This is a genomic window from Grimontia indica, from assembly GCF_000333895.2.
Taxonomy (GTDB): Bacteria; Pseudomonadota; Gammaproteobacteria; order Enterobacterales; family Vibrionaceae; genus Enterovibrio; species Enterovibrio indicus.
This window is the reverse complement of the sequence record NZ_ANFM02000006.1, coordinates 333,363-352,169: the sequence shown is the minus strand read 5'-3', so window position 1 is coordinate 352,169 and position 18,807 is coordinate 333,363. Positions and strand designations below refer to the sequence as shown.

The window sequence follows — 18,807 nt, the reverse complement described above, 5'->3', positions numbered from 1 at the left end:
TTCCCTGAAAACAATCCACGCTTTTAACAATAGGTGAGTACTTGTCTCTGCTTCCTATCCATTGAGCCTAGTGTGAGGGCTGCCGTCCAGTTTGAATGAAGAATGAGAGCGCAATTCACTTTTGCCAAGAAAGATCGGTGCTGCTTACTTCCGGAGGTAGAGGGATGGATTGGTTTTCGCACCAATGACTTTTCAGGTGATTAGTAAACGCCTTCACCAAACCATTGTTGATTTGAGAGCGGTGATAAACCAACCACAAATCCCAAGTGGGGAGTGTTTCTTCAACGTGAATGGCTTCAAGGTACGGATCATTTTCCACCACGAAATCCGGTAACAATCCAATGCCTGTCCCGGTGCGAATCAATTCCGCCGCGCTCATATAGCTGTCGACTTTGATTTGGCTTTGGCTTTCTGATTTAAGTTCCCCCAGCCAACGTTCAGCAGGAAGGTGGGAAAACGCGTCGTTAAGGCAAATCCAGTTCGCATGGGAAGGAGAGTTCACACCCGCGCATTTCGCCAGTTGGAACTGAAAGTGACTGAGTTTTACGCCAACCAGAGACTCATCGGGAGAGGTGGTGGCTCGAATGGCAAGATCTGTGTTGGCAAGCCGTAAATCGACATTCATCGCACTGACTTTAATATCGAATTGAATGCCGGGATTGGAGACGGAAAGGTCTCCTACGATACGCGACAGGCTCTGCAAGGCGATATCGCAGCAACTGAGTGACAGGACGCCAGCGAGGTCATCTTTCTTCTGTTTAATCCAGAACATGATGTCGTTGGCGCGCTCATCCATTTCCCTGACAAAGCCACCCAACTGCTCTCCATCTTTGGTAAATGCGATGCCATTAGACCGTCTTCGGATTAACGGGACACCGACAATATCTTCGAGACGCGAAATTCTGCGGCACACTGTGGAATGACTGATGCTCAATCGTCTTGATGCGCCCGATAACGATCCTTCGCACACGACAGCGTTATAGATTTTCAGGTCATTCCATAATGGGTCTGCATTCTTGCAATCCTGCATTGCACTAACCTCCATGTTCGAAGGCATATTTTCGACTTACAGTGATGAAACCTCAATCATCCATTGGAAGGAGCTTTGGATATGAAACTCTATGATCTTGAACTTTCCGGCAACTGCTACAAAGTACGTTTGTTTTGCGCTTTGAATGATATTCCATTATCTATCTACGCCGTTGATTACATGGCAGGTGAACACAAAACGGATGCGTTTTTGAAGATAAACCCTCTAGGGCAAATACCGGCGCTGAACGACGATGGTTTTATCGTCCGTGATTCTCAGGCAATTCTTATTTATCTCGCGCAAAAATATCAGCTTTTATCCTGGTGGCCTCAGAATGCCAAAAGTCAGGGAGAGGTGATGCAGTGGCTGTCTTATGCTGCTAATGAAATCGCAAGGGGTCCAAATGATGCCAGATTGCATGATCTCTTTGGCGTTGAGTTGGATGTGGACACCGCAAGAATCAAGGCGCTTCAGTGTGCTGAGATATTAGATGACCATCTGTCAGATAACGATTGGCTGGTGGGTGATTCTCCGACCATTGCAGACATCGCCTGCTTTCCTTACATAGCCTTGATGCATCAAGGGGGCGTGAGTGGAGAGCAATTTGAGCACGTAAACCGTTGGATGAATGCCATCAGAGGGCTCGATCGCTTTATCAGCATGCCGGGCATTGAATGATGACAGCTGAGGTGAAAATCAGGGCTTTTGAACATGTAGGTATTCGGGTCTGTAATGCTCAAAAATCGATGTCTTTTTACAAAATGCTTGGGTTTACCCAAGTGTTGATGTTGCCTGAGCACAACGCTTGTGAGATGGAAAACAGTGAAGGTCAGCGTATTAATCTGATATTCAGTGGCGATGAACCTTTGCTGCACGGGCACAATGTTCTTCAGGATGCTGATACGAAGTTTCCAGGCATTACCCATATTGCTTACGTGATCGACTCAATGTCTGCGTTTCTCTCTTTTTGTAAGCGAAGGGGTATCAAGGTGACGGAAGGGCCGATACGCATCGGGGAAAGACGTGTGGTTTGTTTTATCCGCGACCCTGATGGCACTGTGCTTGAGTTTAATGAATTGGAAAAATGAAGGGTGACAGGCGATTGATAACATTGATATGTTACATCGTCTGGACACTTTCAGGACCCATCATGCTTACCACGCTTTCCATTGCCAACTATCGATCCATACAGTCTCTCACTATCCCCCTCGGGCCGTTAAATCTGATCACCGGGCCGAACGGCAGTGGCAAATCGAACTTGTACAAGGCGCTTCGGTTGCTGGCGAAAACCGCATCCGGCGGAGTGGTCAACTCGCTTGCGGAAGAAGGGGGATTGCAATCGACCTTCTGGGCGGGCCCCGAAGAAATCTCTGAGGCGATGCGCCGCGGCGATGTGGATGTAGAGCCAGTGGTACGCAAAGATGTGATAAGGCTAAAACTTGGGTTCTCGAGTGAAACCTTTGGGTATACGATTTCGCTTGGATTACCTGAACCCCAGCAAAGTGCATTTTGTTTCGATCCCGAAATCAAGCGTGAATGCATTTTCAATGGCCCGTACTATCGTCCAGCCAGCTCTCTGGTAGAGCGAAAAGGTAACATGGTTAGAATTCGCAATGGACGTAGCTGGGAAGTGGCCTCCCAGCATATACCGAGTTATGACAGCATGTTTGATGCTCATGCCGACCCAGCCGCTGCTGCCGAAGTTTTTCATACCCGCGAAATGATTCGGAGCTGGCGGTTTTACGATCATTTCCGCACAGACGCCGATGCACCTGCAAGGAAACCTCAGTTGGGCACCCGAACGCCGGTGCTTCATCACGATGGAAGGGATGTTGCTGCCGCACTTCAAACCATTATCGAAATCGGTGACAAGGAAGCGCTAGACCGTGCCATCGAAGATGCATTTCCAGGTTGTAAGCTGCGTGTGGTGACTAAGGATGATGGTCGTTTTTCCATCGAATTCTACCAGAAAGGCTTGTTGCGTCCCTTGAGTGGTGCCGAGCTTTCTGACGGAACATTGCGATTCGTGCTTTGGGTCGCTGCATTGCTGACGCCAAGGCCACCAGCGCTGATGGTGCTCAACGAACCGGAAACCAGTCTGCATCCTGATCTTTTGCCTGCGCTTGCTAGACTGATCACCCACGCCTCACAGCATTCGCAGGTTTGGGTGATTTCCCATGCGAACCGCTTGATAAACGCCCTGAACCATCATCCAGATTGTCATGCCATAGAGCTGGAAAAAGTCTTGGGTCAAACCGAAGTGCAAGGTCAGGGATTGTTAGACACACCTAACTGGTACTGGCCAGACTAATAGAAGCGCATCGAAGGTAATGAGCATCCGATTTCGTATGATATCTGCTATAAAAGCGTGATGAGTCGCAAAAAAATTTGGAGAAAATATTCCTTATATTTCATATAGAACTGCTGGTTGTCTAAGTTTTTGTCCAAAAAGGTATGCAGTGCTGTATGTCTTGTTAAAAGTTTGCGTCTATAATTAACAAGCTTTGCTGCTGTTGGCTTGGCGGAGTGCAAACCGTGTGGGAGAGTCGCGGGTTGCTAAAGCCGTACTATTAGAAAAGGAATGTGATAATGCGGATTCCGTTCATCATTAAGATCATGTTTCCAATTTTGCTGCTGATGGGCTTAATGGCTAGCCCTGTTCTTTCTGCGTTTTAGCTTTTGCGGATACGATTCAACCATTGAAGAAAAAAACAGCCACCGGAAGGTGGCTGTTTTTTTATGCCTACTGTTCACCTTATGCCTCAGTGGGTTCCAGAGAGTTGGGTTTGTCTAAAGGGCGAAACGCAACTGCAATCCTGAATGCTGCTGGCACGAAGTAGAATGACAACAGGGTTGTCAGCAATGTGCCGCCTGCAATGGCGATAGCGAAAGGTGGCCAGAAGCCACCGCCAGCCAGGATTAACGGCAGGAAACCGCCAATTGTTGTGATGGTCGTGGAGGTGATGTGTCGCCCACAACTGCTTACCGCTTCAACAATGGCTTCTCGGTTCCCCGATTTGGCCTCTGGGCAGGATTTTAGCTCTGCCAGAATCACTATCGAGGCGTTGATCGCCAGACCAACCAAGCCAAGTAATCCAATGATCACCGTAAAGCCAAATGGGTAGCCAAACACCCAAACCGACAATAGACCCAAACCTGCAGCCTGAACGCCGACCAAGAAAATAATCCCGCTCAGACGGAATGAATTGAACGAGACCACGACAACCGCAATTAAGAGGGTGATAACGATGGTGAGGTTGGCCAAAAGCTGATTGACGGAATCGTTACGCTCAGCAGATTCGCCACCAAATTCGAGGCGATAACCCGGCGGTAAACGCAGGTCAGCGTTTTCCAGTTTCTCAGTAAAAGCGTTCAATGCAGTTTGTGGCAGCACGCCGGCAGTGATGTAACCTTCAATCACATTGACACGTTCACCATTGCGGTGGGGAATGGCACCACGGCTAGGCTCGATCGCCAAATCTGCAATGGCGGTGATAGGCAAGTCAGCCTGACCTTCACTGCCAGCCAAAGGCAATCTCAGTTTGTTCAATTCGTTGATGCTGGTACGTGAGTCATCAGCGACGCGCACCCGGACAGGAATGGACTCAGTTTCTTCGACGACGCTTCCCTGAACAATGCCTGACATGGAGGCATTGAGCAGCATAGCAATATCACTGAGTGACATGCCTGTGAGTTGACTGGCTTCTTCATTCACCTTAACGGCAATCTTAGGGGTACCAGGTTGCAGGGTTTCGCGGGTGTTAATGACATCAGGTGTGGACGCCATCAGCAGGCGAATGTTCTCACTGATATCCCGAAGACGGTCAAGGTTCGGGCCATACACTCGCACTTCCAGTGGCGCATTGAAAGGAGGACCTTGTTCCAGCTTTCTCACCAGAATTTGCGCGTGGGGAAATTGCTCGGAAAGTTGCCCCTGAAGTAATGGGATCATGTTATTCGCGGCACGGAAGTCTTCGGCTTTCACCATGGCTTGCGCGAAATTAGGCGCGCCACGTTGGCGTCCCATCATGTTGTAGTAAAACGATGGGAAGTTCTCACCGACCACCCAGCCCACTTGCTCAACGCCCTCGGTTTCTTCTAGCAGCGCTTCAATCTGTCGGGTGGTTTCCAATGTCGCATTAATACTCGCTTGAGGAGACAGGAACACCTGAATCTCAAACATATCTCTGTCTGATGGCGGGAAGAATTGCTCGGTGAGTTGGCCAGCAGCCCAAAAGCCGGAAAATGGCACCATAAACACGATTGGGATCGCAAGCCAGGGGAACCGAACCGCGGCTCGGACTGATGCGCGGAAAGCCTCACTTAGCCAAGGAATGCTCAAGCCTGATTGATACCAATGGTTGTGGCTTTCGCCAGAAGGCAACCAGCGCGCAGCAAAGCCCGACACCAGAAAATGCGAAACGATATAGGAGCCAATCAGCGAGAAGCTGACGGTAATGGCAATCGCGCCGACGAATTCACCTGCAGGCCCCGGCATGAGGAAGATGGGCGCAAAGGCGAGGATTGTGGTCAATGTCGAACCCAGCAACGGTAACCAAAGGTGTTTGATGGCATTTACTGCCGCTTCCAGTCGCTTCACACCTTGTTGGCGGTAATGCTGGATAGTATCGACCATGACAATGGCGTTATCGACCATGATGCCGAGTGACACGATAAGACCCGTGACGGACATCTGGTTAATAGGCAAGCCCGTAAAGCTCATTAATGCCAGGGTAAAGGCAGAGGCGATGGGTAGAGACAGGGCAACCAAAATCGCAGATCGAAAGCCCAAAGTGATAAACAGCACAATCAATACCAGCCCGAAACCGAGCAGCAAGCTATCGACCAACTCAGACAGTCGGGTTTCGGTGTATTTGGCCTGCTTGAAAATAGGTTTGATGCTGATGTTTGAGGGGAGATCTGCTCGGAATCCGTCGATAAGCGCATCGGCAGATGCCGTCCAGTTATCTACCCGAATCGTTCCTTGCATCCGCGCAGAAACTAGTACCGCGGGTTTGCCATCAATCAGTGCTATTTGTTGGAGTGGCAACGCCTGCGCCCGCACAACAGAAGCGACATCTTCCAACCGGACAAGGAAGCCGTTCTCATCTATCGCGACAGGAACACGTTTTACCCGATCAACTGAGTCGAGTTCGCCTGCAACTTCGAGTTGGAAGCGGTTACGTTCATTGTGAAGTTCACCTGCCGCGTTTTTAGCATCAGCTGCTGAAATGGCGTTCGAAATGGAAAGGGCAGATTGCCCAAGCACACTGGCAGATGCCACATCGAGAGTAACGAGAATCTCTTCGTCCGGCGCACCGTGGGCTTCCACAAATTCGGTGCCAGCAAGGTTTCGCCAACGTTTGGCAAGCTCTTTGGCATAACGGCCGAGGATCAGTGGGTCAACATCGCTGTCGTCATCCCACTGCAGGGCAGTGATGTAGGTGAAAGCATTCGAATGATCATTGTCGAAGGCGGGTTCTAGAGCGCCGGAAGGCAGGTTAGGCGACGCGTCTCCAATCTTATCGCGTACCTTTGACCAAACCGGTTCAGTTTCGGTGAGCTCGTCATGAAGTTCTATGGTGATGACTGAAATACCAGGGCGCGACTGGGATTCAATCAACTTAATTTCATCGAGTGCACGCAGCTCGTTTTCCAGCTCTTCTGTGACCAAGGCTTCTACACGCTCTGCACTGGCGCCAGGATAAGCCGTCGTAATCGTTGCCCAGCGATTGATGAGGGCAGGGTCTTCTGCGCGGGGAAGGGTAGAGAGCGCTGAAAGCCCTGAAACCAACAACAGGACAGTAAACAGGACCAATAATCGGGTGTTTTTGAGTAACTTTTCCATGGAAGTTACTCCGCCGCTACGTTTACGGATTGACCGGAAACCACGCGGTGAACGCCATCCACTAATACTTTGTCACCGTCGCCTATCGCACCGGAGACATAGGCCTTCTTCTCATCAGCATGGAGAACTTGCACTGAACGGCGCGATACAAACTGACTGCCCGAATCGCCCGGTACCACGGCATAGACATTCCAAGTTCCACGCAGTCCATCAGTCAGTCCTGTCAATGGCATCCAGAAACCTTCTTGCGGTGTTTCAAAGGAAAACTGCAAATACGCGAGTTGGCCGTCGAGGGCATTTGAGCCTTCAGGAAGCAGGTAACGGAGTGTCACGGTACGCGAGCGCATATCCAGTGCAGCGCCGGGATTCAGTAACGTCGCTGGATAAACATCTGAGCCAACACGAACCTTGGCGGATGAATTGGCAGTCAGTGCATCGAGGTATTTGATAGGCACACCAATACGTGCCTCTTTTAGATCATCTGCCAATAGGGTGAGGGTCGGCGCACCAACATTGACAACGTCCCCTTGGGAGACATAGCGCTGGCTTATCTTACCGTTGTAAGGAGCGTAGATGGTGGATTTTTCCTGACGAAGTTTATTCGAGGAAAGTGACGCATTGAGTTGTCGAACATTTGCCAACAGGGCGTCACGTTGGCTGATCAGTGAATCGATTTCTGCATCCGCACTGAAGCCTTTCTTTTTCAACTGGCGTTGGCGTTGTAGGTTGGTGCGGGTGAGGTCCAGTTGGGCGTCGAGTTGTTCCAATTGCGCGCCCAACTGCTGGGCTTCGGTTTCGAGTAACTGGGTATCCAGTCTGATCAGGGGCTGGCCTTTAACAACGGTATCGCCCTCGTCGACTAATAAGGCGTTCACCTTGCCACCGAGTTCAAAACCTAGATTGGCACTTTGACCCGCCTGAACAGTGCCGACATATTCGCGGTTAACGGAATAACCCGGCGCAAGTTCTACGGTCAGTACATTAACGGTCGGTAAGTTATGCTCAGGCTGTGCCGCGGCTTCTTCTGTCTGCGAATTGCAGGCAGTGAGGAGAGTGATAGTGGCCGCGATAGCGACAGATGGAATGCACTTTTGCATGGAAAATTTCTCGTCGTCCGTTACGATTATTTAGTGGACTAGACTGCCCAGTCCAATTAGATTAAAAATAAAGCAATCAAACTAGACTGTCCAGTTTGATTAGGCTAATAAATGCACAGCAACTCAACCAGGGAAGACTATGACAACGCATATCTCGCAGCGAAAAGAGCAAAAGCGCCAACAAATCCTTTCGGCAGCTGTTGAGCTCTTTTCCAAGCAAGGCTATGGCATCTCTATGGATGCAATTGCAGTGCATGCAAATGTCAGTAAACAAACGGTTTACGCGCACTTCAGTAGTAAAGATCAGTTGTTCGAAACCTGCATCATTGAAAAATGCATCTCGGCGGGGTTGGAGCTGGATCTGGAACACGAATCACGTGCTGCACACGTCGTGCTCCGTGAGTTTGGTTGGTTGTTCCAGAACATGTTGCTGGGGGAAGAGGCGCGTAATACGTTTCAGAATACGATTCGTCAGTCTGGTACCCATCCCGAAATCGCCCGCATCTTTTTAGAACAGGGTCCTATCCGCAACATCAACCGAATCAGCGATTACCTTTCCTTATTGGTAAAAAGGGGAGAGCTGCCCCTGTGCGACAACACTGAATCTGCGGCTATGCAGCTATTGCTGATGTTGCATGGTCGTGCGGTGTATTGGGCGTTACTGGGGTTTGACTCAGAAGAAGACGCAGAAACACGACGCACTTACGTGCATTCCTGCGTTGATCTGTTTTTGCGAGGATACGGCTATCCAACTGAGAGGCTTTAATCGCTAACCAGCAAGGTTTTGTATTCATCAAACGCGAACTGATCGGTCATGCCGCTGATGTAATCCTGCAATAATCGGCATCTCAAGTAGAACTCCCAAAGCGTCGGATGATTCACTGGTGCTTCTTCCTTCAGGGCAATTTCATATGCCGCTACATGTTTTCTGGAAAGCTTGTTGAATAACCTTCTTTCCACGGGCAATTTTCGTCCTTCACCGCGAACGATTTTCTGGAAGGTATCTTGGTCTAAATCCAGAAGGGGTCGATATTCCTCCAATAACCCGCCAATGATTTTGTAACCTTGAAGTTCCAGATTTTCGACTTCTGGATCGTTGAAGACGTGATTAATTGCTACCTGTTTGAAAGTCTTCGCCAATGCGTGGAATTGGCTGTTGTCTTCGATTAACGCACGGTTCAGATCGCCATTGAATACAGCTTCAAGGTTCTGCGTGAACTGTTCTGACGCGTGATTGACCAATGGATGAACCATTTCCACACGAAGTTTGATAAAGAATTTGTGGGTAGGGCTGATCTCGTCGTTTTGAGCATCACGATAAACGTTATCGAGCAGGGCGTCGAAACAGTGTCTGCCTTTTATCGGGCGGTTATCCGGCTCAAGTTCGGCAAATGTGCGTTTAAGATGTTCAGTCAGGGTTTCCAGCGAAAGAATACGTTTCTCAACAGCGTCTTCCAAGTCAGCCAGACAGTAAGAAATGTCGTCTGCCGCTTCCATGATGTAGCTGAGAGGATGGCGGCAGTATTTGCTGATTTCCAACTCGTCCATTAAGGCATTCACATAGCGGTTTTCAGTGATGTAGTAACCGACTTTCTTGGTAAGGTAGTTTTTATCTTGCGGCACTTCCTCTGCGCGTTCAGTCGCTGGACGGGTATATTTCAACACCGCCGCTGCCTGACTATAGGTAAGATTGAAGCGATGCAGTGATTGCACCAGACGGATTGCCTGCGCGTTGCCATCGAAATGACAAAGCTCATGGAGAATGGGGTCTGTTGTTGACGTTGGAAGTTCCTGAAGAAGCCGACGCATGGGCGTGAGATCGTTGAGGTGTTTGCTAAACCAACGGTTGATTGCATCTTCACCGCAATGCCCGAATGGCGGATTTCCCATGTCATGCATCAGGCAGGCTATTTCCACCAAAGATTCAATCGGACGCTCAAGCTCCGCCAATCCATAGGCTTTGATTTCATTGTCTGAGAGGCGATCAAAAATAGAGTGGACGATAAATCGGCCAACTTGCTGCACTTCCATGGAATGAGTGAGTCGGCTTCGTACTGCAGAGTTTCGTTCTAGTGGGAAGACTTGCGTTTTTTGCTGTAGGCGGCGAATGGGGGCGGAATTGATAATGCGCCCACGGTCACTTTCAAGAGCCCGTTGGAGATGGGTGCCATAAGGTCTGGGACGGGCGAGGCTGATTTTCTTCCTGAAATCGATGTGAGACATGGGTACCCTACCGGAAGCAACGTATTTTCATAACCTTAGCGCTGTAAGGCAGGATTGTCGATAAGCTTGATAGGGAAGAAGAAAGAGAAATGCCGACAGGCAGTGAAACGGCATTTCTCGGGTATAACTGTACTTAACAAACGGACGCGAGCAGCGCGACTCCAAAGGAAAAGCCGAACATAAACACTGAAAAACCTGCTTTATACTGGTTCTTACGTTTTGCTGTTAGCATCATCATTTCTATCCTTGTTATTGCTTTAACGTACTACTCAGCAAATCTGATGCCAATTATGATAGCCGTATTTTCAAAGAGTTAGAGACGTGTCGGTCAGCCAACATAACAATGGTTGGTAAAAATGACTAACTAATGGGAGTTTTCACCAGTGATTCAAGGAATTCATCACGTCGCTTTGATTGCCAGCGATATTATCGTGTCAAAGCGCTTTTATCATGAGGTGCTGGGGTTTGAAATTCTGGCGGAGAATTACCGTGAAGCTCGGAATTCGTGGAAAGTTGATTTGCAACTCCCCGATGGCAGACAGTTGGAGCTGTTTTCTTTTCCGGAAAGTCCTTCACGTCCTTCTTTTCCTGAAGCTCAAGGGCTGCGACATCTTGCTTTTTCCACCCAAAATATCGATGAGGCTATCGCCTATCTGGAATCGCAGGGTGTTCAATGCGAGCCTGTGCGTGTCGACCCTTACACTCAAGCCCGTTTTACCTTCTTTCAGGATCCTGATGGTTTGCCATTGGAACTTTATGAAGTGCCTCACTAACGAGAGCTTTCGTAAGTTAATCTTAAGTTGTTTCTAAAATAAGACGAATTTTTCTCGTCCTCGTCCGTACTATATCGTAGGGTCTGTTGATCTTTGGTGGTTGAATTTTGTTCTAGCCCTAAGCGTTTTAGGCGCCACAAACTGCATCAAAAGCCATCACCAAAGATCAACAGACCCTATTAATTCACTCAGGTTGAGTGAATCTCATTGAGTATTTATATGAGAGAGAAGTAGGGCGATGAGTGAAGTACGCCGTTGGCAGAGATACAAGTGCCAATCCAGAGTGAAAGGAACACTGTATTGGGCACACAAAATTTTCCCGAAGGTGAGTATTCAAATTACGGATATCTCTGAACGGGGCATGGGCTTCACTTCTGAGTGGAAGCTGGAAGAGGGCATTGGTGAGCTGAAAATCAACTCCATGCCGAAACTCCGTGTCGAAATCAAGCATAAAGGGGAAGTAAAGATTGGCGGTCGTGTACGTTATCGCTATGGACTCGCCCTACGCCGCAAACTTCATGCAGTCCAACTCTCCCAAATCAAACGCGCCGCTTGAGCACAAACGTTGACGGAGAAATGTCACAAGTGCTCAGCGGTAAATTCTTCCTCCCACCCGAACGGTTTCCGGAATAGTACTAACCGGAGAGCCTCTTAAATATAAATCACCGCCCACGCTTAAATCTGGTGGCAGCGACTCCACGCGTGTGTTGCTCAGGTAGAGGTTTCCTTTCACGTTTAACCGTCTTGGCAGTGCTGCGATTGGTGTACCGCTCAAGCTGAGATCGCCGTTCACTTTAAATCCTTGTGGCAAAACAGCGACTTTTGAGTTGGTGAGGTTGATGTATCCGCCTACATCAATTTTTGGGAATCTGGTCAGCCTTGTATTGGAAGCGTTGACATAACCTTTCACGGTTAAGCCGTCAGGCAAGCGCTCGATCTGACTCCCCTCAATGTCCAGAAATCCTTCCACATCAAAAGGCTCAGGTAATTCCGTTAAGGGCGAATTGTTTAATCGAACGTTACCATAGTTATCAATGTATCCATGAAGTTTCAATGTATCGACAAAATGTGGCTTTTTCTTGCCCATGGCCTGGGTTGTCTGGCCTGACAGGATCAACAGAAATGTCAGTAATACGAGTGAAATCGCGAAACGTGGGTGAGTTGTTGATTTATTGGTCATCTTTTCTCGCAGGCATAAAGGTAATAACCACTTAATTATACGCCATAAATCAAAAGCTTTGGTGGATGTTAATTAAATATTCCTTTTAGAATTAATCGTAAACGTCGCTTTACCAAAGATAATTAATAAATAATTTTTCAATCATCGAGACAAATAACATTATTAATATTGCTGTTAATAGATATTTTAATATTGGACTCAAGATCTCATTTTTGCTCCCAAGTACTTAATTTCTGGCAGTAGTCAGCCGAAAACGTGAATAAGTTCCCAGCGCAAACGATTGGTAATGAGTGATCCAATGGATGAAATTTGGTATTGCATTCAGAGGGTGAATGTTAATGGCTGGTAAAAGTCGATTTTATTTATGTGAGATGTTGATTTAGGTTTTCTAGACACTACAATACCCGGCAAATTACCACGGTTTTAGCATATTTACTCGCTCTGAATTTTCATCGCGACAATGGGCAACAATGTCGTTGGCCTTCTTTCAGTGAATTAAATGAAGCAAAAATTAAACAACCAATCTTTCTTACATTGGCTCAATCCGTATCGGTTTGAGGCGGTGACGCGATCGCTCAGAGCAATGCGAGACGGGATGTTATGGCTTGTCCCTTGTTTAATAGTGTCAAGCATCCTGGGATTTGTGGCGAGCATGCTCGAATTCCTTCATGTGGATGCACCCGTTTTTATACACGAACTGAACCTACTGAGACTGTCACTGACCTCCCTTTATCCATACCTTTTTGCTGCATCTATTAGCATGATGCTTGCGATTCAGTGGCGTTTACCCCGTCCGCCGATTGCGGTGCTCTGCATCTCTTACGTTGCAGTGGCGGAAAAAGTGCTGGGCTATGAGTATCAAGCCAGCTCAATTCTATTGACCTTTGTTGGCTTAACCCTGCCAATCTATGCTGTTCCTTTGCTCTCCAAACTGAAAAAGCAAAGATGGGCGCGGATTGTTGAAAATGAAGTCGCTGGCAAGTTAGTCAAAGACTCCATGAACCTCATCATTCCGGGTGTTATCACCACTGGTGTGGTTGTCTTGCTGACGAAGTTGCTCACTCTGACCAGCTTGTATTTTGATTCAGCGGCTTTCCTTAAGGCGTTTGACCCAGTCAATGACCCTTATACTGTTGGTGCGCTCTTCTCTACCTTGAATTCCTTGTTATGGTTTTTGGGTATTCATGGCTACTACGCGCTAACCCCATTGGTTCAACCTTTGATTGATGTGCTGGATATCAACCGCGTGCTTTACAGTGCCGGGGCCATGCCTTCAAACATAATGAATATTTCGACCCTTTCATCGTTTGTTTTCATTGGTGGCGCAGGGGCGACATTGGGGCTTGCGCTGGCGATATTGGCGTTTTCCAAAGACAAAGTGATGCGTGTGATTGCGATTTCAAGCATTCCTTTGGGTTTCTTTAATATCAATGAAATCCTGATGTTTGGTTTGCCAATCATTTTCAACCTGCGTCTTTTCATTCCGTTTTTGATCGCACCATTGGTCAATATGGGTATTGCATTGACCGTGATGTCGATGGGGCTGGTGGCTATTCCTGTGGTGATGGCACCGATCACAAGCCCGTTGATCCTTAATGCGTTTATCTCAACAGGTGGCGATTACAACGCAGTGATATTGCAGGTGGGGCTGGTGATCGTCAGTACACTGATCTATTTACCCTTTGTTCGTATGTTGGATGCGCACGCCAAAACTCGCGATTTGTACATTCCTTCTCTGGATACCTCGTTCACCCGCCGTGAAGAAGAAGCGTATGTGCTAGCGGTGGACCCAGTGACGGAATCACTCCATAAAGTGCGCGAAATTCAAGGCGTGCAAATGCAGTTGGAAGCGTTTGCTACCCGAGAATTCTATCTGGAATATCAACCACAGATTTCGAGCCACACTGGTCAGGTGACGGCAGTAGAAGCGCTGATCCGTTTACGCGACAGCATGGGGAATGTGGAAGCGCCGGGTCAATTCCTTTCGGTGTTTGAGAAAGCGAACCTGATGACAGATATCGATCTCTGGGTCGTGCGACAGTCAGTGGAACAGAGCAAGCTCTGGATGGATCAGACCTTCTATATGCCAATCAGCGTAAACATCACCAGTCATACCCTGACAAATAAAGACGCCATGGAAGAGATTCTCTCGCTCATCGCGCAGGTGCCGGGACTGATTCATTTTGAGATCACTGAAGATTCGCTGATTGATAAACCAGCGATGGTAGAACAGGCCATTTCGCGTCTTCATATGGCGGGTTCTGCTGTACATATCGATGACTTCGGGACGGGTTATAGTTCATTGAGTTATCTCAACCGCTTCGATATTGATGCGATGAAAATCGACCGCAGTTTTGTGTTGGCGCTGAGCAGCGAACGGGGCAAGCAGGTGTTCTATAGCCTGACTGGAATCGCCAAACAGCTAGGCATGAACATTATTGTGGAAGGGGTGGAAACCCAAGAGCAGCTTGATATTGTTTCGCGCGAAGCAGATGTGGTGATTCAGGGCTGGTATTACAGCAAGGCAGTTTCTGCTTCGGAGGTGCGGAACTACGCCCTGCAACGCCAGGCGATCAGTAAAGTGCCGGTGGCACGCACCAATCGAGAAATTGCTTAACCAATCCAATGAGAAATAAGAGAGCGCTGGTCGCTCTCTTATTTTTTGTGAGCAAGTGCCTCATCCAAGGCTTCCAACACACGCTCTCCGGGCTTCCCTACTAATTCCACATAACGACTTCTAACAGGCTCGGCGAGTTTCTTAAATGCGTTTTGCTGACTTCGGTTGAGAGTGATAAAGGTCATACTGGGTTTAAATGCTTTAATGGTGGCCAGTTGCTTTTTGTTCAGGGCTTGCTGCTTTTCGAGTATATAGTCACTCAAGCCTTGAAATGTTTCCCTAAGCAGCGCTTTATGCTCAGGCGAGAGTGATAAATACCATGCTTGATTGGCAATCACTGAGGTGGTGAACTTTTGCTTGCCCGGCCAAATCATATATTCCGTCACTTCGTAAAACTTCATTTCTTCTATCGAGAAAACCGGATTGGTCTGCCCATCCACAATATTGGCTTGTAGCGCGCCATAAACCTGAGAATAAGGGAGTGGCACGGCATCTGCGCCATAAAGTTGGAAGGATTCAATCACCAACGGGGAATTCATCACACGCATTCGGAATTGCTTAAAATCGCTGGGTTTGACCACTTCTTGATTGGTTGACCACACCATATCGCCTTCAAGATAGAGGGTCATCAAGCGCAGATCCTGATCGATAAGTGCATTCCCAAGCACTTCATAAAGCGTGGGATTGCTGGCGATAACGGATTGATTCAGCTCGTCGTCATGCGAATAAATGTAGGGAATATTGAAAACCTGCATTTCAGGCACCAGGCTGCCGATGATACCCACGGAGGCATGGGTAAGCTGAAGTGTGCCGAGTGTGGTCAACGCGGTGAGATCTTCCGATTCGCCCAAGGTGCCATAAGAGTAAATATCGACGACCACCTCACCACCGGACTTCTCTTCGATGATGCGTTTAAATTCTTTGGCGTAAATGTCTTGCACTGACCCTTCAATTTCTTCCAGCCCAAAACGCCACACCACCCGTTCTTCCTCACTCGACGCCTGAACGGATAATGAAAGTGAAAAGGTGAGTGTCACCATAAACAGTCTCAGCAGATAGCGCATTTTCACCTCTTTACTTCCATGTCTTGAATTATATGGACTTAGTTAATTGTTAATGCAAATAGATACGCTTCATCAGTTTAGTCCTTGAGATTCTGGGAAAAAAAGTGATGCCTTGGGAACTTCCTCAATGAAATAAAAAAGTTGCGGAGTGTCTTTGTGCAATGGTCACCAATACGAGAGAAAACTGCTGCTTTGTCATGGAGATAGCAAACTCAATCAATCATGATGGAATTGGGATAATTCTTGGCGTAAATAAAGTCGAGAGTCCTAAAAAATGCCACGAAGTCTTTTTTGAGGTAGTCCCGTACGTGGGACATAAAAATGGTGGTGACTTATTATCGAATAAGGAAATTCATCATGCACAAACCAATGATACTCTCGGCCATTGCGCTGAGCGTAGCAACAGCTCTGCCAGCTTGGGCAGTTGACTGTACTTCATTACCAACTTGGGAAAACACTGCCATATACAATGGTGGCGATCAGGTGGCGTATACTGGCGAGGCTTACAAAGCCAAATGGTGGACGACAGGCAAGAACCCGGCTGAAAACTCTGGTCCATGGCAAGAGTGGGAAGCGCTGGGGCAATGTTCTACTGGTGGAAACCAGCCTCCCGTCATCGACCTGACTTCTCCTTTAAATGACTCCAACTTTGTTACTGGCGATGTGATTACTCTTTCAGCGACGGCCTCCGACAGTGATGGCTCGGTGTCGGATGTTGAATTCTTCATCGGCGCAAACAGTGTCGGTATTGTGACAGCGCCTCCTTTCTCTTTGGAGTGGGTTGCAGAACAGGGACAGGCGATTGTTCGTGCTGTCGTCACAGACAATGAGGGCGCAAAGTCCGAGCAAAGCGTGAGTATCTCGGTTGAGGACCCTGTCTTTGGTATCCCGCCTACCGCACAGCTGACTAATCCGACTGCGAGTTCGCAATTAAAAGCTGGTGAAACAGTTGCTCTGACAGCAACTGCAGAAGACTCCGATGGTGCAGTCACGCTTGTAGAATTCTATGTCGACAACAAACTTGTCGGTTCAGATGACGTTGCTCCGTTTGAAACCCCTTGGCTTGCTACGGAAGGCAACCACAGTTTCAATGCTAAAGCGACTGACAACGATGGCTTGCAGGCTTGGGCAGGTGAAGTCTCTGTTAAAGTTGCCGGCAATACCGTTGGTGGTGGTTGTGCTGGCGTTCCGACTTACAGCGCTGGCACCAGCTATGCAGTTGGCGATATTGTTCAAAACGCGAACTATAAATACCAATGTGACGTAGCGGGATGGTGTTCATCGGATGCGGCGTGGGCATATGAGCCAAATACCGGCGCTCACTGGCAAGACGCTTGGACTGAACTGGGTATCTGCGCCATTGTTCCTAGCGTGACTTTCACTTCTCCGTCGGATAATGCAACTCTGCTTGCAGGTGAGACTGTTTCCCTTGCTGTTGATGCCGTTGATTCTGATGGCAGCGTAACCGGCGTCGAGTTCTTCGTAGCTGGCCAAAGCGTTGCCGTTGATAATGCTGCGCCTTATGCCGTTGATTGGGCGGTAACAGGATTAGGCGAAGTGAGCATCAGCGCCGTAGCCACTGATAACGAGGGTAATACAGGCGATGCCGGCATTCTGGTTAATGTGAGTGACCAGCCATTGGTAGCGAGCCTGACCTCCCCAGCAGCAGGCAGTTCTGTCGGCTTGGGTAAAGCTGTGTTGCTCGAAGCAGAAGCGAGTGCCCTCAACGGTACTGTGGCGAAAGTTGATTTCGTGGTTGATGGTGCCATCGTCGCATCTGATTCAACGGCGCCTTACAGTGCAAGCTGGACACCAGGTGCAGTAGGTAGTTACGCGGTTTCTGCGCTAGCAACTGATAGCAATGGCCTGACTGCTTCAACCGCAGCTGTTACGCTGAAAGTGTTCGAGCAATCGGCGAAAAAACATCAGCTGATTGGTTACTGGCACAACTTTGTGAACGGTGCTGGCTGTCCACTGAATCTGAGCGAAATGTCGGATGCGTGGGATATCATTGATATCGCCTTCGCAGAGAACGATCGCAACAGTGACGGGACTGTCCACTTTAATCTGTATAACGGTGACATTCGCAGCACTTGTCCTCCGCTTGATCCTATGAAGTTCAAGCAAGACATGGCTGCGTTGCAGGCGAAAGGAAAAATTTTCGTTCTGTCACTCGGTGGTGCGGAAGGGACGATCACGCTGAATACTGATGCGGATGAAGCTAACTTCGTTTCGAGCCTGACAGCGATTGTGAAAGAGTGGGGCTTTGATGGTCTGGATATCGATCTGGAAAGTGGCTCTAACCTTGTTCATGGTTCGCAAATTCAGGCGCGTTTACCACGTGCATTGAAGCAGATTGAAACCAACATGGGTGGTGACATGTACCTGACGATGGCACCTGAACATCCTTATGTTCATGGCGGTATGGTGGCGTACAGCGGTATTTGGGGCGCTTACATTCCATTGATTGATGAACTGCGCGATACCTTGGACCTGCTGCATGTTCAGCTATACAACAATGGTGGTCTGCCGAATCCGTATCTTTCAGGCGCTGCACCGGAAGGTTCAGTAGACATGATGGTTGCTCAATCCAAAATGCTGATTGAAGGTTTTGAATTGGCAAACGGGACCACGTTTGCGCCACTTCGCGATGACCAAGTCGCTATCGGCTTACCATCAGGTCCAAGCTCGGCGAACTCTGGCCAGGCACCTACTCAGAACATCTTGGATGCTCTTGACTGTGTGACCAAAGGTACTGCGTGTGGAACAGTGAAACCTGCTTTCAACTACCCGAACTTTGGTGGCGTGATGACCTGGTCAATCAACTGGGACAAACATGATGGCTTCAATTTCTCTGGCCCCGTCGGTGACAAGTTAAGTGCCATGAATGCAGGGCAATAACCTTAATACGCGAAGCGGGACGTAATGTCCCGCTTTTTTCCCCATTCATCAATTTTGAAACAACAACTATCCAT

General features: G+C 48.4%; 14 protein-coding genes. 8 read left to right on the top strand and 6 right to left on the bottom strand.

The genetic code is table 11. The features are described 5' to 3' along the window. Window positions 1–115: 115 nt before the first annotated feature. The gene (locus D515_RS04040) at window positions 116–1,030 is read right to left on the bottom strand and encodes a LysR family transcriptional regulator (protein WP_239643933.1); all 915 of its coding nucleotides are present in this window, start codon (window positions 1,028–1,030) and stop codon (window positions 116–118) included. 81 nt (window positions 1,031–1,111) lie between these two features. Between D515_RS04040 and D515_RS04035 the strand changes: the two genes are divergently transcribed. The 3 genes from D515_RS04035 to D515_RS04025 all read left to right on the top strand — a co-directional run bounded on the left by D515_RS04035 (window position 1,112) and on the right by D515_RS04025 (window position 3,341). Then, window positions 1,112–1,708 carry a glutathione S-transferase family protein gene (locus D515_RS04035; RefSeq protein ID WP_002536214.1) on the top strand — a complete coding sequence of 199 codons (597 nt, stop codon included), beginning with the start codon at window positions 1,112–1,114 and terminating at the stop codon, window positions 1,706–1,708. Beyond that, window positions 1,705–2,118, top strand: a complete 414-nt coding sequence (locus tag D515_RS04030; RefSeq protein WP_338035029.1) for a VOC family protein — start codon at window positions 1,705–1,707, stop codon at window positions 2,116–2,118. The genes D515_RS04035 and D515_RS04030 overlap by 4 nt, the downstream gene beginning before the upstream one ends. Before the next feature lie 62 nt (window positions 2,119–2,180). Next, window positions 2,181–3,341, top strand: a complete 1,161-nt coding sequence (locus D515_RS04025) for an AAA family ATPase (RefSeq protein WP_002536210.1) — start codon at window positions 2,181–2,183, stop codon at window positions 3,339–3,341. A 444-nt stretch (window positions 3,342–3,785) separates the two neighbouring features. On the opposite strand, the gene D515_RS04020 is transcribed toward D515_RS04025, so the two are convergent. Together D515_RS04020 and D515_RS04015 are read right to left on the bottom strand one after the other, a co-directional pair. Next, window positions 3,786–6,878, bottom strand: coding sequence for an efflux RND transporter permease subunit (locus tag D515_RS04020; RefSeq protein WP_002536208.1), 3,093 nt, complete (start codon window positions 6,876–6,878; stop codon window positions 3,786–3,788). A 5-nt stretch (window positions 6,879–6,883) separates the two neighbouring features. Beyond that, complete coding sequence (locus tag D515_RS04015) at window positions 6,884–7,975, bottom strand: efflux RND transporter periplasmic adaptor subunit (protein ID WP_002536207.1); 1,092 nt, start codon at window positions 7,973–7,975, stop codon at window positions 6,884–6,886. A gap of 139 nt (window positions 7,976–8,114) precedes the next feature. On the opposite strand from D515_RS04015, the gene D515_RS04010 reads away from it, so the two are divergent. Further along, window positions 8,115–8,741, top strand: a complete 627-nt coding sequence (locus D515_RS04010) for a TetR/AcrR family transcriptional regulator (protein WP_002536205.1) — start codon at window positions 8,115–8,117, stop codon at window positions 8,739–8,741. Here the strand turns inward: D515_RS04010 and dgt are convergent. After that, window positions 8,738–10,198 (bottom strand): dGTPase, encoded by a 1,461-nt coding sequence (gene dgt, locus D515_RS04005; protein WP_039849571.1) that lies wholly within the window; start codon window positions 10,196–10,198, stop codon window positions 8,738–8,740. The genes D515_RS04010 and dgt overlap by 4 nt on opposite strands. A gap of 383 nt (window positions 10,199–10,581) precedes the next feature. On the opposite strand from dgt, the gene gloA2 reads away from it, so the two are divergent. Together gloA2 and D515_RS03995 are read left to right on the top strand one after the other, a co-directional pair. Next, window positions 10,582–10,971, top strand: coding sequence for an SMU1112c/YaeR family gloxylase I-like metalloprotein (gloA2, locus tag D515_RS04000; RefSeq protein WP_002536201.1), 390 nt, complete (start codon window positions 10,582–10,584; stop codon window positions 10,969–10,971). Window positions 10,972–11,209: 238 nt separating this feature from the next. Further along, window positions 11,210–11,527: a PilZ domain-containing protein gene (locus D515_RS03995; RefSeq protein ID WP_039849570.1), complete on the top strand. Its 318-nt coding sequence runs from the start codon at window positions 11,210–11,212 to the stop codon at window positions 11,525–11,527. 33 nt (window positions 11,528–11,560) lie between these two features. Here D515_RS03995 and D515_RS03990 read toward each other — a convergent pair whose 3' ends face one another. Beyond that, window positions 11,561–12,151, bottom strand: a complete 591-nt coding sequence (locus tag D515_RS03990; protein ID WP_002536199.1) for a leucine-rich repeat domain-containing protein — start codon at window positions 12,149–12,151, stop codon at window positions 11,561–11,563. 499 nt (window positions 12,152–12,650) lie between these two features. Between D515_RS03990 and D515_RS03985 the strand changes: the two genes are divergently transcribed. Next, window positions 12,651–14,768, top strand: coding sequence for a PTS sugar transporter subunit IIC/EAL domain-containing protein (locus D515_RS03985; protein ID WP_051997469.1), 2,118 nt, complete (start codon window positions 12,651–12,653; stop codon window positions 14,766–14,768). A gap of 38 nt (window positions 14,769–14,806) precedes the next feature. Here D515_RS03985 and dctP read toward each other — a convergent pair whose 3' ends face one another. Beyond that, a complete protein-coding gene (gene dctP, locus D515_RS03980) occupies window positions 14,807–15,838 on the bottom strand; it encodes a TRAP transporter substrate-binding protein DctP (protein WP_002536196.1) in 1,032 nt (343 codons plus the stop codon). Window positions 15,839–16,189: 351 nt separating this feature from the next. On the opposite strand from dctP, the gene D515_RS03975 reads away from it, so the two are divergent. Then, window positions 16,190–18,733, top strand: a complete 2,544-nt coding sequence (locus tag D515_RS03975) for an Ig-like domain-containing protein (RefSeq protein WP_002536195.1) — start codon at window positions 16,190–16,192, stop codon at window positions 18,731–18,733. Window positions 18,734–18,807 lie beyond the last annotated feature (74 nt).